Origin of the sequence: Arthrobacter sp. UYEF36 (genome assembly GCF_040547025.1) — a bacterium.
Taxonomy (GTDB): Bacteria; Actinomycetota; Actinomycetes; order Actinomycetales; family Micrococcaceae; genus Arthrobacter.
Genome location: NZ_JBEPOX010000001.1, coordinates 177768 through 193497 on the forward strand (window position 1 = coordinate 177768; position 15730 = coordinate 193497).

Here is a 15730-nt window from a genome sequence, read left to right on the forward strand (position 1 = left end):
GGAGACCCCGTGACCGATACCTGTTATCTGGTCCACGGGGTCTTTTGGGATGCCGGGCCGGCCGAAGCGGGAGATGCCGGCACCCCCGACGGCGGGTGCCCGGCGATGCGCCTGCAGGACCCTGACGGCGGCTTCACCGAACTGCCGCTCGACGCCGGAACCCGGCTCGGCTTCCGGCTCGCCGCCGCGGGGAAGCACTGCCTCGGGCACTACAAGGTCCACGGGCCCGCCGACCGCGACCACATCCTGTGCCCCGGCCGGTCACCGGCCGCGAAGGGCAGCCAGTGTGAGCGGTGCTTTGTCGTCGACGATTCCCGGCTCATCCACGATTTCCACCGCGGCGGTCGCGTGCCGCCCGGCCTGCGGGCCTACCTGATGCAGCCGCACTGGCTGTACATCGCCACTTTCGCCAACGGTGCCAGCAAGGTGGGCACCGCGGCGAACCTGCGGAAATGGAAGAGGCTCGCGGAGCAGGGCGCCGTCGCCGCCCGGTACGTCGCCCGGGCCGACGACGGCCGGGTGGTCAGGAACCTCGAGGACCTGGTGACCCGCGACGCCGGCATTCCCCAGCAGATCCGCTCCGCGGCCAAGGCCGCAGCCCTGACCGGGCCGGCGCCCGCCGTCGCACTGGAGGCCCGGAACAGAAAGCTGGCCGCGGAGGTCCGCGGGCTGCTGGCCGGCGCCGGGGGCGGCGGCTTCGACGTCGTGGATGAGCGCTGGCCGCGGCCGGGGTTCTCGGATGCGGTCTGTGCGCCGGCTGCCCGGCACGCCTACCCGCAGGAACTCAGCACCGGTGCCCACGGATTCCGGATCGACTCGCTCAGCGGCAGCGTCGCCCTGGCCCGGCTCGACGGCGCCGATCTTGAATTCGTCGTCAACCTTGGCCAGCTGAAGGCGCGGACCATTGTGCTCGGCGACCACGGCACCGGCGTCCCGGCAGTCCAGGAGTCCCTGTTCTGACGCTGAAATTTCCCAGCGACGCGTAAAATACCGGACGCGCCCGTATTCCTGCGTCGCCAGGCATTTGGAGTGTCGCCAGGAATTTTGCGGCTCGCGGCGACGCCGGGCGGTCCCCAGTAGACTGTCACGGTGCTGAAAGAATTCTGGGACTCCGCGCCAACCACCTACAAGGTGCTCGTTTTCAGTGCCATGGCCCTGCTCGGCATCGGCATCGTCCTGAACCTGGTCGGTAACAGCTCCGGCAACCAGGACCTGGCCGTCGCCTCCCTGGCCGTGATCGGGCTCGGCCTGGTCCTGCACATCGCCGGGATCGTGGTCCGCGGCCAGACGATCCGCAAGAACCTCAAGCGTTAGCGGCGGCGTTACGCAGCACGTGGCTGCGGGCGTGCGCCACGGCCTCGGGCAGGGACGAGAACAGGTGCTTGTGGTGCCGCAGCGAGCGGATCACCCCGACGTTGGTCACGAGCTCCAGGTGCTGCGGCTGGACGCCCTTCAGCAGGACCGTCACGCCGCGCAGCTCCAGCGCCGAAATGACCTCCACCAGCGTGTGCGCCCCGGTAGCGTCCAGCATCCGCACCTGGGAGAGCCGGATGATGGCCACTTGGATGTCCTTGACCTGGCTGATTTCCTGCAGGACCCGCTCCGCGGCGCCAAAGAACATGGCCCCGTCCAGCCGGAAGATCGCGATGTGCTCGTCCCCGTCCTCGCGCGGTCCCGGAATCTCCTCGCGCTTCACCCCGCTGAGCGAGGCGAACTTCCGCAGCGTGAAGATGGCCGCGGCGACCAGGCCGATCTCAATGGCCACAATCAGGTCGAAGGCCACAGTGATCAGGGCCGTCAGGACGAACACGAAGGCGTCGGCGCGGGTGGAGCGCATGATGGCGGTGACCGTGTGTTTGGACACCATGCGCGTGGCCGTGACCATCAGGATCCCGGCCAGGACGGCCAGCGGGATCCTCCCGACCAGGCCGGCCGCCAGATAGATGATGGCCAGCAGGACCAGGGCGTGCACAATCGCGGAAAGCCGGGTCTTCGCGCCCGAGCGGACGTTGACCGCGGTCCGGGCGATCGCGCCCGTGGCGGGCATGCCGCCGAAGAACCCCGCGGCCACCGAGGCGAGTCCCTGCCCCATGAGCTCCCGGTCCGGACTGTAGGCCCCGGAGGGCCTCCCGTCCGGCCCAACCATGCCGGCGGCCACCCGCGCGGAGAGCAGGGATTCGATGGCGGCCAGCATCGCGATGGACACCGCCGGCATCAGCAACGCGCCCAGCAGCGCCGGATCCAGGGACGGGATCGACGGTGCGGACAGGGAATGCGGCAGCGCGCCGATCCGGGGGATGTCCAGCTGCATCAGCTCGGCGGCCACGGTGGCCAGCAGCACCGCGATCAGGCTCGCGGGCAGGGCCTTGTTCAGCTTCGGGAGCAGGAACATAACGGCGGCCACCCCCGCGACGACGCCGAGTGTCTGGAGAACAGTGGGCAGGGTGGCCCGGGAGGCGCTCTCGAAGGCGCCCAGCAGGGTGTTGTGGCCCGGCACTCCCTCGGTGCCGGTGGCCAGGGGCACCTGCTGGAGGAAAATGATCGCGGCGATGCCGAGCGTGAAGCCTTCCACCACCGGCCAGGGGATGAAGGCCACGGCCCGGCCCAGTCCGCTGATGCCCAGGATCACCACCAGCAGCCCGGCCATCAGGGAAACCAGCGCGATGCTGCCGACCCCGTGGATGGCGACGACCGGAGCCAGCACCACGACCATCGCGCCCGTGGGGCCGGAAACCTGGACATGCGAGCCGCCCATGACCGCGGCGACCAGGCCGGCCACAACGGCGGTGATGAGCCCGGCTTCGGCGCCGACGCCGGAGCTCACGCCGAAGGCCAGCGCCAGCGGCAGGGCCACGATGCCTACCGTGATGCCCGCCAGCAGATCCGTTTTCCAGGTTGAGCCCAGCCCCTCGTAGTCACGGCGGGAGGGCAGGAACCGGCGGAGCTGGCCGAGCACGGCACTCATGAAGCGGAACCCTGCAGGTGCTCGCTGGGGAGTCCCTGGGCGAGTTTGAGCTGTTCGTTGGAATCGGCCAGGGTGTCGAGGAGGAAGGTCCGGGCGATGGCCAGCAATTCGGCGATCTTTGGATGGGCCAGCCGGTAGGTCACGGCGTTTGCGGACCGGGACGACGTGACCACGCCATGCCGGCGCAGGGTGGCGAGGTGCTGGGACAGATGGGAGGCCTCGAGGCCCGTCTCTGCCAGCAGGAAGCTGACGGGCGCCGACTGGTCCGGCGCGGCGGACAGCAGTTCGAGCACGCGGATCCGCGCCGGATGGGCGAGGGCCTTGAACAGGTTCGCCTTGATCTCGTACAGGGGGGTTTGCGCTGGGGAAATCATCGCTGCCTGGGCTTTCTGGTCCGCGGAGCCGGGAAGCCGGCCATGAATTGATGAGATGATGTTTTCATCATACCGCATGATTGCCAGCCTGTCGGGTCCCGTGTCATCGGCGCGGGCCGCCGGAGGCCTGCCGCTAGGCTGGAACCCATGACTATCAATCCGGATCTGCAGGGGCGCAGCTACCCTGCCAAAGAGGTGTACGACGTCGGCCGCGAGAAAATCCGCGAGTTCGCCCGCGCGGTCAAGGCCACCCACCCCGCCCACTTCGACGTGGAGGCGGCCACGGCGCTGGGGCACAGCGACCTCGTGGCACCACCGACCTTCGCCATCATCGTGGCGCAGCGGGCTGACGCCCAGTTGATCGAGGACCCCGAGTCCGGCATCGACTTCTCCCGTGTGGTCCACGCCGACCAGCGCTTCATCCACCACCGGCCCATCGTTGCCGGGGACCGGCTGGTCGCGGAGCTGCACGTCGACGGCGTCCGGGCCATGGGCGGGGGAGCCATGATCACCACGCGCTCGGAAATCTTCGCCCTGGCCGCCGGCGCAGCGGCCGGTACTGCCGGCGACGCGGCGCGCGAGGCCGTCGCCACCACCACCTCGTCCCTCCTGGTCCGCGGAGAGGGACAGTAGCCATGACACCCACACTTTCGGAACTCGCCGTCGGCCAGGACATCGGCAGCCGCAGCATCGACGTCACCCGCACGGACCTGGTCAAGTACGCCGGCGCCTCCGGCGACTTCAACCCCATCCACTGGAACGAAGCCTTCGCAACCAGCGTGGGACTGCCCGGCGTGATCGCGCACGGCATGTTCACCATGGGCTCCGCCGTGCAGCTCGTCACCGACTGGGCCGGCGACCCTGCCGCCGTCGTCGATTTCCAGACGCGCTTCACGAAACCGGTCCCGGTGTCCGACACCACGGGAACGGCCGAGGCCGGCGCCGCGGTCGAGGTCAGCGGCGCCATCGGAGCGATCGACGCCGACAAGGGCACCGCCCGCGTGGACCTCACCGTCACCTGCGCGGGCCAGAAGGTGCTGATGAAGGCCCAGGCCGTCGTCAGGCTGGCCTAGCCCCATGGCGATGCCGTGAGCGTGGCCACGGGCCAGTCCGCGGAGGTCACGCACTGGCGGAACGCCGTCGTGGCCGCCTACGCGTTCAGCGGCGTCGCCTTCGCCACCTGGGTGTCCCGGCTGCCGGCCATCCGGGACGGGCTGGACCTCACGCCGGGGAATGTCGGGCTGCTGCTGCTGTGCATGACCCTCGGTTCCTTCATCTCGGTCTCCGCGTCCGGTCTGATCGTGCTGCGTTTCGGATCCAAGCAGACCATCCGGATCGGCAGCATCATGGTGGGCGCCGGGCTGGTCCTCACCGGACTGGGAACCTCGGTCCTGGTCAGCCCGCCCGCCGTCGCCGCGGGGCTGGCCGTGATCGGCCTGGGCACGGCGAGCTGGAACACCGCCTCCAACGTCGAGGGGGCCGCGGTGGAACGCGCCGTCCGCCGGCACATTATGCCGCGGTTGCACGGGGCGTTCAGCCTGGGCACTGTCGCCGGCGCCGCGGCGGGTGCCTGGGCCGCTGGCGCGGGCGTTCCCGTCGTCTGGCACTTCGCCGTGGCGGGGCTGCTGGTCGCGGGCTCCGTCGCCACCGCGGCCTCCTGGTTCCGGGCGGACATCACTCCGGTCGAGGGCAGGCAGAGCTTCAGGCCGGCCAGGCCCGATACCTTCGAGGATCCCTCCACCGGGCCCATCCCGATCATCCGGCAGGAGACAGACCGGGCCGAGGCCCCGCTGGACAACAAACGCCAGATTGCCCTGGCCTGGCGGGACCGCCGGACGCTCCTGCTGGGGGTGCTGGTACTGGGGCTGGCCCTCGCCGAGGGTGCGGCGGGGGACTGGGTGGCCCTGGCGCTCGCCGATGGCCACGGCCAGTCCGGCGCCGCGGGCGCCGCCGGCTACGGATTGTTTGTCACGTTCATGACCGTGGGCCGGTTTGCCGGCACCGTGGTGCTGGACCGCTTCGGCCGGGTCCCGGTGATGCGCTGGTGTGCGGCCCTTGCCGTGCTGGGCCTGGGCCTGTTCGTCTTCGCCCCGGTGCCGTGGGTTGCGTATGTGGCCCTCGCGGTCTGGGGGCTCGGTGCCTCGCTGGGCTTCCCGGTGGGCATGTCCGCCGCCGCCGACGATCCGCTCAAGGCCGCCGCCCGGGTGTCCGTGGTCTCCACGATCGGCTACGGCGCGTTCCTCTGCGGACCGCCCCTGCTGGGCCTGCTGGCCGAGCACGTCGGCATCCTGCACTCGCTGCTGGCCGTGATGGTGATGCTCGTGGTCAGCTTCCTGCTCTCCCCGGTGGCCCGGAAGCCCGGGTAGCGCGCGGGCCCTGCTTAGGGGAGTCCGGCGTTACCCGGCTAGGCTGGTCGGGTGACCCAGACACTGCTTTCCGACCTGACCACGGCCGCCGTCGGCGGCCCCGCCGGCAGCTTCATCGAGGCCCGCACCGAGGCAGAGATCATCGAGGCCGTCCGCTCAGCGGACGCCGCCGGTGAGCCCCTGCTGATCATTGGCGGCGGCTCGAACCTGCTGGTGTCCGACGGCGGGTTCCCCGGCACCGTGCTGAAGATCGCTTCGGAGGGGTTCACCGTCAACGCGGAGGACTCCTGCGGCGGCGTCGCGGTGGTGGTCCAGGCCGGCCACAACTGGGACGCCCTGGTGGAGCACGCCGTGCGGCACGCCTGGTCCGGCATCGAGGCGCTCTCCGGCATTCCGGGCGCCACGGGCGCCACGCCGGTCCAAAACGTCGGAGCGTACGGCTCGGACGTTTCCCAGACCATCGCCACCGTGCGGACCTGGGACCGGCAGCGCAACGCCGTGCAGACCTTCACCAATTCGGAGCTGAAGTTTGGCTACCGCGATTCGATCCTCAAGCAGACCACCGTCAGCGGCTCCCCGCGCTACGTCGTGCTCACGGTCGAGTTCCAGCTGCCGCTGGGCCGGATGAGCGCCCCCATCCGCTACGCCGAGCTGGCCCGGGCGCTGGGCGTCGAGGCCGGCCGGCGGGCCTATTCCAACGACGTCCGGCGTGAGGTGCTCCGGCTCCGGGCGTCCAAGGGCATGGTGTGGGACGCCGCGGACCGGGACACCTACTCCACCGGTTCCTTCTTCACGAACCCGATTGTGCCGGCAGCAGTGGCCGCCGGGCTGCCCGACGACGCGCCGCGCTACCCGGGCGGCGCGGACGGGCAGACCAAACTCTCGGCGGCCTGGCTGATCGACCAGGCAGGCTACGGCAAAGGATTCGGGCTCGAGGCGGGCAGCGTCTCCGGCGGGCGGGCCTCCCTGTCGACCAAACACACCCTGGCCATCACCAACAGGGGAAACGCCAGCGCCGCGGACCTGCTGGCGATCGCGCGTGAGGTGCGCCGCGGCGTCGTCGAACGCTTTGGGATTGAACTGCACCCGGAACCGCTGCTCATCGGCGTGGAGCTCTAGGAGGCGCTCAGGTCCTGCGGCGCTGCCCGACGCTGCTGAAGAGCATGAAGGTAAAACCGGACGCGGCGGAGCCGAGGAAGAACACCTGGCAAAACGCCACGGACTGCGTGCTGGGGCCGCTGCGGAGCACCAGGCCGGCGAGGGCGAAAACGACTGCCCCGGCCAGCAGGGCCAGCGAGCAGAGCATGAAACTTTGCACGGTGTCCGGGAATCCCTCGACTTCCAGCCTCTCCGGTGGGCCAGGTGATTCACCGGTTTCCCGCACGGCATGACGCGGCTGCACCGAGGCGGCCGTGACGAAACTGGTGACCGCCACGGCCATGGACGCCACAGCCACGAGTTGCAGGGTGCTCATCATGGGCGAAAGCCGCGTCCCGCTTGCAATGGCAACGGCGAGCCCGGCGCTCATGCCGGCGGCGCTGGACACCCAGCCCAGCAGGGCCAGCCTCCGGCTCAGGGGCCGCAGCAGCGGCCACATCTCACGCAAGGTCATCCATCAAGGGTAGGGAGTCCGGCTGAACGGCGGCTGGGAACCACCGGCCAGGAGTCTTAGCATGGGTGCATGGCAGCAACGGCGCGTGCCCGGCTGACCCGGGGGATCCTGGGACGTCTGCGGCTGGCCTCACAGGGGCTGGCCGGGGCGGGATTCCGCAGCGTCCCCGAGGCTGTGCGCTGGATGACGGCCATGCAGGCGCAGGATCTGCAGTCTGCCCTGTGGGCGGTGGGCCAGCGCGTGCCGGGGTCCCGCATCGGCGATGTCCGCAGCGCCCTGGACCGGGGCGAAATAGTCCGCTCCTGGCCGATGCGCGGCACCCTGCACCTGCTGGCGCCGGAAGACCTCAAATGGATGCTGGCCATCACCTCCGATCGGCTGATCCGGGGCCTGGCGGGGCGGCACCGGGAACTCGAGATCACTCCCGGGGACGTCGACGCGGCGGCGGAAACCGCGCTGCAGCTGGTCTCCGGCGGTGCAGCCGCCAGCCGGGCGGAGCTGTTCCAGGCCTTCGAACGGGCGGGCCAGTCCACGGCCGGCCAGCGCGGCATTCACCTGCTGGGGAGCCTGTGCCAGCGGGGCTGGCTGGTGCAGGGCCCGCTGGCCGGCAACCAGCAGCTGGTGGTGGCCTTCGGCGACTGGATCACGGAGTCGCGGACCCTGGACCGTGCGGAAGGCACCGCCGAGTGGCTGCTGCGGTATCTGCGCAGCCACGGTCCCGCCACGGAGCGTGACTTTTCCTGGTGGTCCGGGATTCCCCTGACCGAGGTCCGCGCCGCCCTGGCCCGGGTCAAGGACCAGCTGGTGGAGCTGACGTTTGAGGGGACCAGCTACTGGCTCTCCCCGGAGGCGGCCGCGCTGCTGGACGTAGGCGTCCCCGCAGGGCGCCTGGTGCTGGCACTGCCCGGCTTCGACGAGTTCCTGCTCGGCTACACGGACCGGTCGCTCGTGTTGCCGCCGGAGCATGCGGACAAGATTGTGCCGGGCGGCAATGGAGTCTTCCGGAAAACGATTGTTGCCGGCGGCCAGATCGTCGGCACCTGGGACGTGTCCCGCAGCGGAAAGGCTCCGGTGGTCGTGCCCGAACCCTTTGATGACGTTAACGGGCTGCGGCCTGCCGCCCAAAGATCCTTTGAGCTGCAGGCCGCGAAGTACCGGAGATTCCTCGGCACCTGACCGGCGGTGGTGAGGCCCCTAGAGCTTGCCGGTGGCGATGTTGAGCATCCGGCGCAGCGGTTCGGCCGCACCCCACAGGAGCTGGTCGCCCACGGTGAAGGCGCTGATGTACTGCGGGCCCATCTCCAGCTTGCGGATGCGACCCACCGGGATGTCCAGGGTGCCGGAGGCTGCCACGGGCGTGAGGTTCGCCATGGAATCGTCTTTGGTGTTGGGCACCACCTTGGCCCACTCGTTGTCGGTGTCCAGGAGCTTCTCGATCTCGGCGACGGAGAGGTCTTCGCGCAGCTTGAGCGTAAGCGCCTGGGAGTGGGAGCGCATGGCGCCGATCCGGACGCACAGCCCGTCCATGATGATGTGCCCGTCGCCGGAGGTGCCAAGGATCTTGTTGGTCTCGACCCCGGCCTTCCACTCTTCCTTGGACTGGCCGTTGCCGAGGTCCGCGTCGATCCAGGGGATCAGCGATCCGGCCAGCGGCACGCCGAACTGGGTGGCGTCGATGTCGGTGCGCTGGTGGGCCAGGACCTTGCGGTCAATCTCCAGGATGGCCGACGCCGGGTCGTCCAGTTCCGAGCTGACCTGGGCGTTGAGCGTGCCGAACTGGCTCAGCAGTTCGCGCATGTGCCGGGCACCGCCGCCGGAGGCGGCCTGGTACGTCATGGAGGTGCCCCATTCGACGAGGCCGTTCTTGAACAGCCCGCCCAGTCCCATCAGCATGCAGGAGACGGTGCAGTTGCCGCCAATGTAGTCCTTGACACCGCCGGAGAGCCCGGCGTCGATGACGTCCCGGTTGATCGGGTCCAGCACGATGATCGAATCGTCGTTCATCCGGAGGGTCGACGCGGCGTCGATCCAGAGACCGTCCCAGCCGCGGCTGCGCAGCTCGCCGTGGACCCGTTTGGTGTAGTCCCCGCCCTGGGTGGTCACGATAATCGGCAGCTTGGCGAGCGTCTCGACGTCGAACGCGTCCTCAAGCTTGCCGGCATCGCCCCCGGCAGAACCGGCGACGGAGGGGGCGGCGCCTCCCGCGTTCGAGGTGGAGAAAAATACCGGGTTGATGTTGGCGAAGTCGCCCTCGTCCTGCATGCGCTGCATCAAGACGGAGCCGACCATGCCGCGCCAACCGACAAGTCCAACGGACGGAGTAGCTGCTGTAGTCATGGGCCCAGTTTAGACTTTGCCGGCTCCGCGGCGCAGTCGGTTACGTCACCGCTTAGTTCAACTGGCGCGGACTGGGATCGGGGATGCCCCGCTCCCGGCGGATCTTTCGCGCCCGGAATTCGGACAGCGCCAGCCGCACGGCGTAGACCAGGCCGGCGATCCCGCCGATGGTCAGTACGAGTGCCCCCCACAGCGGGTCCTGGCCGTTAGCAGCGGGAGCGGCAATCAGGAAGATGGAGAATGCCGTTACCCCGGCGAAAACGACGCCGAGGACCAGCATTCCCGGTGCGGTGGTAACGATGGGTCCCGAACCGGCCCGGGCAAAGCCGATCTCATCCGCGGCGTAGCTGTGCAGCCTGCCGCCGTCCATTGTCCGGGTCAGCAGGCGCTTTTCGCCGGCAGCCACGGCCTGTTCGTGCATGGCCCTGGTCTGCTCGTCCTCGGAGCGGCGGGCCGCGTCATTGTCCATCGTGTTCAGTCTTTCCGGATTGAGCGGATGCGTTCGAGTACCTGGGCGTCAGTGAGTCCGGCGATCTCCTCGATCGCTCCGGTGCCCCGGCCGCTGTAGCCGACGCTCCAGGAGCCGCCAGCGCGCTTGAGCAGCAACTGCCCGCCGTCCGGATCTTCGAGGCGTTTGAGGGTGGCCCCGCCGTCGGGGTGGTCTTCCAGATGCTTGCGCATGATGAAGAAGTTGGCCTCAGCGGCGGAAATGTCCGGGTCCTGCGCCATGGCGAACCAGCTCAGGAAGGCGCGGGGCTGCAGCAGGATCCGGAAACCCTGCGATTCTACGGTGAGTACGCTGTCTGCCGATTCGGGCGTCAACAAGGTGATCTGCATGCGGCGCTCGGCCGATGTCAGGGCACGGGTCACCGCCGCGACCGGGCCGCTGACCGACAGGGTTCCGTCCGGCTCCACTGTGGCCGCTCCCCGGGCCACCAGTGAGGAGGCGCCGGCGGAAAGGATCATCGGATCCTCGAGCTCGTTGGCGATGCGGAGGGCTTCGGCGCTGGCGGTTGCCGCAGGCCCGTGCTGCAGGTTCAGCAACGCGATCAGTTCGGCGAAGCCAAAGCCGATGGCGTCCGGGTAGACCGCCTGCACGGGCGCGGGGGCGGTGCTTGTCTCAGTCACGATGTGAATCTCCTCGTTGTTAAAAGCCAAAGAAATCGCCGACGGCGTCGGCGCCGTCACTCACGGAATCGGCCACGGCGCTGGCACCGTCACTCACGGAATCGGCCACGGCGCCGGCGCCGTCGGCGATTTGGCCGCCCACGTAGTTCACCGAGTCGTGGACGACCGGGACGTTGTCGTAAATGGCCAGTCCGGCGCTGGCGACCATGCAGACGGTCCCCGCGGGCGGCGGCAGGAAGGAGCCGGCGCCAATCAAGGCCTTCGTCCCGGAATAGGCTGCTGAGCTGTACTCGCCGTCTTTGGCCGCGTTGACGGCGTCCAGGCTGTCCAGCCCCACGCCGAGCACGCCCAGGCCCTTGCCGAGGCCGTCGAAGGCCTGGAATGCCTTGGTGCCTTCCGTGAGGTTGAGGGCTTCGTGCCAGCGCCCCTCAAACAACTGGTTCGAGACGTTGAAGAATTTGCTGAATTCGTTGGAGTTCTGAAAGGTGCGCCAGGCGCTGGCGTCCAGGAAGTCGCCAATTCTGGACTTGTGCAGCATCGCGCCGATATCGAACAGCCCGGAACGGAGATTGGGCAGCGCCTTGACCAGGTTGTAGATGTCCCAGCCGCCACGGAACGGCGAGTCCGGGCCGGTCAGCCAGTCCGGTCCCCAGGGGTCGTTGCGGGTGCCGCGTCCGCCCTGGCCTCCCGGGGCGCCAGGCGTGCCAGGCGTACCCGGGGCCCCGGGAGCGCCTGAACCGGATCCGTTGTTGCTGGCCTTTTCCTGCTGCTCGGCGTGGGTCATCAGCCGTTTGGACTCTGCTTTGAGCGCCAGCGCGGTCTTCTGGATCAGGGCGCGGTGGCTGCCGTTCCACTCGGAGGTGAAGCGGGCGCCGTCGGCTCCCTTCCAGGCCGTATTGCCGTTGATGGCCGACGTCAGCGTCGTGGACTGCTGCAGCAGCGTCTCGGACGTCTTGCCGAACTGTTGCGCAAGTGTGCGCAGCTGGGCGACGTCGGCGCCCCACAAGTTTCCTGCCATAGCGGCATCCCCCTTTTACCTGCATCAGCCTAACCGGCTGCGACCGGGACCTGGTGTATTCCGGTGTGAGTATCTAACCGGCACCAATGTAGCCGGAACGGCGGCACCAGGCGATGGGGTGATCTCCCCATCGCCCAGGGCCGGAGCCCAACGCGCCGTTACTCGCCGCTGTGTTCGGTAAGCAGCGCGTGCTTGCGCTTCCGGAGGGCGTAGAACGCTCCGAAGGCGAAGGCCTGGGTGACCACCACCAGCACGATTGCTCCGACGATCTTGTTGCCGCCCAGGATCATGGTCAGTCCCACAATCGCGGACAGCAGCGCCAGCAGCGGCAGCAGCATGTAGCCAAGGACAAAGAGGGTTTCGGGTTTCTTCAACATTGGTTCAGTGCTCCGTCCGGCGCCACACGTTGATGCGGTAGCGGGTGCCGTTCCCGGCGGTTTCCCAGCCGTCGGCCGGCAGGCTTGCGCCCATGGTCCAGTCGTAGCCCAGGTCCGGGGCGAAGGTGTCGCCCTCCGTCGTGGCGTCGATGGTGGTGATCACAGCGACGTCGGCGAGGTCCATGGACTGCGCGTAGATGTTGCCTCCGCCGATGATCCAGACCATCTCGTTGCCCGGCGCGAACTGGGACTCCAAGAGCGCGTCGTCCAGGGACTTGACCGCGATGGCGCCTTCCGCCGCGGGCGTCCCGCCCCACTCTTCCTGCCGGGTGATGACGATGTTCGTCCGCCCGGGCAGGGGGCGGTACTGGTCGGGGAAGGATTCCCAGGTCTTGCGGCCCATGATCACCGGGTGGCCTGTGGTGAGCCGGGTGAAGTGCCGCATGTCCTCGGGCAGGCGCCACGGCATCCCGCCGTCCTTGCCGATGACACCGGTGCTGGTCTGGGCCCACACGACGCCGAGCCCGGTAAGGGCCGCCAGTGTGTCGGTGAAGCCGGCGGGCTGCGTGCCCTGGATTTCGTCGTTGCTCATACGGCTATCGGGGCCTTAATCGTCGGGTGGTGCTGGTATCCGACCACCTCGAAGTCATCGAGGGTGTAGTCGAAGATGGAGGCAGGTTTGCGGGTGATCTTCAGCTGCGGGTACTCGTAGGGTTCGCGGGCGAGCTGCTTGAGCACCTGGTCCATGTGGTTGTCATAGATGTGGACGTCGCCGCCGGTCCAGACGAATTCGCCGGGTTCCAGGCCGGTCTGCTGGGCGATCATGCAGGTCAGCAGGGCGTAGGAGGCGATGTTGAACGGCACGCCCAGGAACGTGTCCGCGGAGCGCTGGTAGAGCTGGCAGGAGAGCTTGCCGTCGGCCACGTAGAACTGGAAGAACGCGTGGCACGGCGGGAGGGCCATGTCCTTGAGCTCGGCGACGTTCCAGGCGGAGACGATGTGCCGGCGGGAATCCGGGTTGCTCTTGAGGTTCTCGATGAGCTCGGCGATCTGGTCGATGTGGCCCCCGTCCGGGGTGGGCCAGGAGCGCCACTGGACGCCGTAGACCGGGCCAAGTTCGCCGTCGGCGTCGGCCCATTCGTTCCAGATGGTGACACCCTGGTCCTGCATCCACGACACGTTCGTGTCCCCGCGGAGGAACCAGAGCAGCTCCACGGCGACGGACTTGAAGTGCACGCGTTTGGTGGTGATCAGGGGGAAACTCTTGCTCAGATCGAAACGCATCTGGCGGCCGAACACACTCAGGGTGCCCGTCCCGGTACGGTCCGATTTGTGTGTGCCGTGCTCCAGCACATCGCGCAGCAGGTCTTCATAGGGCGTTGGAATGCTCACGGTCCCAGTCTACTGAGAACTCGCTGCCGCACCTTATCCGTCTTGCTGGCTGAGCTTCGCCCGCAGGATTGCCAGCAGCGCGGCGTCGTCGAAGTCGGCGCGCCGGCCCTCGGCAATGTAATGCTCGACGGCGGCAGTCACCCGGGCGGCGACGGCCCCCGGCGCGGGAGTGGTGGCCGGGGCCCGGGATTCTGTTTCGTCGGCCGGCGTTCCGGCGACCACGGTGCCGTTGCGCCGCCGGGTGTCGATCAGCCCCGCCTGCTCGAGCTCCCGGTAGGCGCGGGCGACGGTCCCGGCCGCGATCCCCAGGTCCGCCGCGAGGCTCCGGACCGTCGGCAGCCGGGTGCCCGGCGCCAGGGCTCCGAGGGCGATCAGCGAGGAGATCTGCGCCCGGATCTGTTCGTACGGCGGGGTGGCCGAGCCGAGGTCCACGGAGATCCCTGCCGTCACGCGGACACTTCCGTCCTCGGCAGGGGAGCCGGGGCGGGCCGGGCCGGACCGCGCACCGGGATGACGGCGATCACGGTGGCCGCGACGCCCAGCACTGCGCCGGCCGTGATCGCCGGCCACCAGGTTGTCGCCGCGGGGTCGGTCTCCCCGAAGGCCGCCCGGCCCAGCACCGCCGCCCAGGCGTTGCTTCCGGTCAGCAGCAGGACAGCGGCCTGGGCGGTGAGGGTGGCGGCCAGGGTCCGCACCACCCGGTGGACGGTGATGGCGCGAAGGGCCGCGTCCAGGCCGGCCGGGGCGCCGGCAACACCCTGGCGGCGCCTGGCCAGGACGAGCGCCGGCAGGGCGAGGGCAGATACTCCGGCCGTGAGCAGCCCGGCCGGAACCCAGCCCGGGCCCCCGGCGAGACGGGCCTGACCCAGCGCCGTGACAGCCAGGACGATCAGGAAGGACAACAGCCCCAGGACAGCCGTGGTCAGCAGGGCGGGGCTCACCGGTGGCCGGGGCCAGCCGCGCGGCGCATCCGGGCGTCCGTAGTTGTGCTGCAGCAGGAGCTCGCCGGCGGTCATAACGAGCAGCACGGAGGCGGCCATCAGCGCCACGAAACCGGCAAAACCGTAGCTGGCGGCGGCCACGAGGGCCTGGGAGAGGAAGACTCCGGACAGCAGCGGCACAGCGGCCGCCAGCCCCAGCAGCGCCCCGAGGGAGGCGACGAGCCGGGCCGCCGGGTGCTGCCCGTCGGTGGCGATCCCTGGTTCCGGGCGGTTCCGGACACCCAGCCCGGCGGCCGCGAGCCGCGGGGGCCGCCACCACCACATCACGAGCAGGACCGCGGCGCACGCCAGGCCTTCCGGGTTCGCCCACGATCTCATCCCCTGGGCCGGATCGGGCCGGGCCGCGAAGTTCCCGGCGATGGCTGCCAGCCCGGCAGCCACCGTGGACACCGTGCGCAGCAGCCGGTTCATCGCGATGGTCCGCAGCACGGCGTTATCGGCCGCGTCGAGGGACTCCAGCTGGCGGCGGCTGGCAATCAGCCACAGCACCAGACACGTTCCGCCGGCCAGCACCAGCAGGGCGGCGCCGAGCCAGCCGGCCACTTCGGGCCCGGGGATCCGGCCGTCACCGCCGCCGTTGTAATAGGTGGATTGGCCGTCGCTGACCTGGGTGGGTGCCACGGCCGCGAACCCGGGGAGGGTGGCCGTCCGGGCGATGGCCGCGGCGGCGCTGACAAAGATGGCGGCCGTGGTCAGGCCCAGCCGGCGGGGCAGGAAGTCCCGGATATGCCGGACTGACAGCACGGCCTGCCGCCGCATCCGCCGGGGACCCGGGTAACTGACCTGGCCGATGGCGTGCACGGTCAGGCAGCCCAGAACCGGCCACAGCAGTGCCGGCAGGATCATCCCGGCGCTGGTCAGGCCACCGCCGGAGGACGGATTGGCCGGAATGATGCCCAGGTTCATCGCCCCCTGGAGGGAGCTTGCCAGCCAGCCGATGACGCCCACCCACAGCGCGTGCTCCGACACCGACGCCGGGGAGGTCCCAGTGCGCGGTGCCCAGACTACCCAGCGCAGCACTCCGTACACGACGACGGCGGCGAGGAGCGGGCCAAGCAACAGCAGCGGCGGCAGCTCGGACTGGAGCGGCATGAAATCCCCCAAAGATTCAGCGGCAATGTATCAGGTGTTTGATACAAACTATGGCCGGCAGGGGGGAG

At 69.4% G+C, this 15730-nt stretch carries 19 protein-coding genes; 7 read left to right on the forward strand and 12 right to left on the reverse strand.

Annotated elements, in window-relative coordinates; translation table 11 throughout:
* The first annotated feature begins 9 nt into the window (after positions 1-9).
* Together ABIB29_RS00850 and ABIB29_RS00855 are read left to right on the forward strand one after the other, a co-directional pair.
* Entirely contained in the window at positions 10-960 is a 951-nt protein-coding gene (locus ABIB29_RS00850; RefSeq protein WP_354169256.1) for a DUF2797 domain-containing protein, read from the forward strand.
* Positions 961-1089: 129 nt separating this feature from the next.
* Positions 1090-1314, forward strand: coding sequence for a DUF3188 domain-containing protein (locus ABIB29_RS00855; protein ID WP_354169258.1), 225 nt, complete (start codon positions 1090-1092; stop codon positions 1312-1314).
* Here the strand turns inward: ABIB29_RS00855 and ABIB29_RS00860 are convergent.
* A complete protein-coding gene (locus ABIB29_RS00860; protein ID WP_354169260.1) occupies positions 1304-2965 on the reverse strand; it encodes a SulP family inorganic anion transporter in 1662 nt (553 codons plus the stop codon). The genes ABIB29_RS00855 and ABIB29_RS00860 overlap by 11 nt on opposite strands.
* Positions 2962-3339, reverse strand: coding sequence for an ArsR/SmtB family transcription factor (locus ABIB29_RS00865; RefSeq protein WP_354170248.1), 378 nt, complete (start codon positions 3337-3339; stop codon positions 2962-2964). Before ABIB29_RS00865 ends, ABIB29_RS00860 begins: the two co-directional genes overlap by 4 nt.
* A 147-nt stretch (positions 3340-3486) precedes the next feature.
* Here ABIB29_RS00865 and ABIB29_RS00870 point away from each other — a divergent pair, with 147 nt between their 5' ends.
* The 4 genes from ABIB29_RS00870 to ABIB29_RS00885 are packed head-to-tail and all read left to right on the forward strand — an operon-like array spanning position 3487 to position 6824.
* Positions 3487-3972 (forward strand): FAS1-like dehydratase domain-containing protein, encoded by a 486-nt coding sequence (locus ABIB29_RS00870; protein ID WP_354169262.1) that lies wholly within the window; start codon positions 3487-3489, stop codon positions 3970-3972.
* 2 nt (positions 3973-3974) lie between these two features.
* On the forward strand, positions 3975-4412 hold the full coding sequence (locus ABIB29_RS00875; RefSeq protein WP_354169264.1) for a MaoC family dehydratase: 438 nt from the start codon (positions 3975-3977) through the stop codon (positions 4410-4412).
* 15 nt (positions 4413-4427) lie between these two features.
* Complete coding sequence (locus ABIB29_RS00880; protein WP_354169266.1) at positions 4428-5705, forward strand: MFS transporter; 1278 nt, start codon at positions 4428-4430, stop codon at positions 5703-5705.
* A gap of 51 nt (positions 5706-5756) precedes the next feature.
* Positions 5757-6824, forward strand: a complete 1068-nt coding sequence (locus ABIB29_RS00885) for a UDP-N-acetylmuramate dehydrogenase (protein WP_354169267.1) — start codon at positions 5757-5759, stop codon at positions 6822-6824.
* 7 nt (positions 6825-6831) lie between these two features.
* On the opposite strand, the gene ABIB29_RS00890 is transcribed toward ABIB29_RS00885, so the two are convergent.
* Positions 6832-7317: a hypothetical protein gene (locus tag ABIB29_RS00890; protein WP_354169268.1), complete on the reverse strand. Its 486-nt coding sequence runs from the start codon at positions 7315-7317 to the stop codon at positions 6832-6834.
* Positions 7318-7386: 69 nt separating this feature from the next.
* Here ABIB29_RS00890 and ABIB29_RS00895 point away from each other — a divergent pair, with 69 nt between their 5' ends.
* Positions 7387-8493 carry a winged helix DNA-binding domain-containing protein gene (locus ABIB29_RS00895; RefSeq protein WP_354169270.1) on the forward strand — a complete coding sequence of 369 codons (1107 nt, stop codon included), beginning with the start codon at positions 7387-7389 and terminating at the stop codon, positions 8491-8493.
* 18 nt (positions 8494-8511) lie between these two features.
* On the opposite strand, the gene asd is transcribed toward ABIB29_RS00895, so the two are convergent.
* The 9 genes from asd to ABIB29_RS00940 form a co-directional block, all read right to left on the reverse strand.
* Positions 8512-9654 carry an aspartate-semialdehyde dehydrogenase gene (gene asd, locus ABIB29_RS00900; protein WP_354169271.1) on the reverse strand — a complete coding sequence of 381 codons (1143 nt, stop codon included), beginning with the start codon at positions 9652-9654 and terminating at the stop codon, positions 8512-8514.
* 52 nt (positions 9655-9706) lie between these two features.
* Complete coding sequence (locus tag ABIB29_RS00905; RefSeq protein ID WP_354169273.1) at positions 9707-10123, reverse strand: hypothetical protein; 417 nt, start codon at positions 10121-10123, stop codon at positions 9707-9709.
* Between the two features lie 5 nt (positions 10124-10128).
* Entirely contained in the window at positions 10129-10782 is a 654-nt protein-coding gene (locus ABIB29_RS00910; protein ID WP_354169274.1) for a hypothetical protein, read from the reverse strand.
* A 19-nt stretch (positions 10783-10801) separates the two neighbouring features.
* Positions 10802-11800: a WXG100 family type VII secretion target gene (locus ABIB29_RS00915; RefSeq protein ID WP_354169276.1), complete on the reverse strand. Its 999-nt coding sequence runs from the start codon at positions 11798-11800 to the stop codon at positions 10802-10804.
* Positions 11801-11958: 158 nt separating this feature from the next.
* Positions 11959-12177: an NF038396 family protein gene (locus ABIB29_RS00920; RefSeq protein WP_354169278.1), complete on the reverse strand. Its 219-nt coding sequence runs from the start codon at positions 12175-12177 to the stop codon at positions 11959-11961.
* 4 nt (positions 12178-12181) lie between these two features.
* Complete coding sequence (locus tag ABIB29_RS00925) at positions 12182-12769, reverse strand: dihydrofolate reductase (RefSeq protein WP_354169280.1); 588 nt, start codon at positions 12767-12769, stop codon at positions 12182-12184.
* Positions 12766-13569, reverse strand: coding sequence for a thymidylate synthase (locus ABIB29_RS00930; RefSeq protein ID WP_354169282.1), 804 nt, complete (start codon positions 13567-13569; stop codon positions 12766-12768). The genes ABIB29_RS00925 and ABIB29_RS00930 overlap by 4 nt, the downstream gene beginning before the upstream one ends.
* A gap of 33 nt (positions 13570-13602) precedes the next feature.
* Entirely contained in the window at positions 13603-14019 is a 417-nt protein-coding gene (locus tag ABIB29_RS00935; protein ID WP_354169284.1) for a GntR family transcriptional regulator, read from the reverse strand.
* Positions 14016-15662, reverse strand: a complete 1647-nt coding sequence (locus ABIB29_RS00940) for a hypothetical protein (protein ID WP_354169285.1) — start codon at positions 15660-15662, stop codon at positions 14016-14018. Before ABIB29_RS00940 ends, ABIB29_RS00935 begins: the two co-directional genes overlap by 4 nt.
* Between the last annotated feature and the right edge of the window lie 68 nt (positions 15663-15730).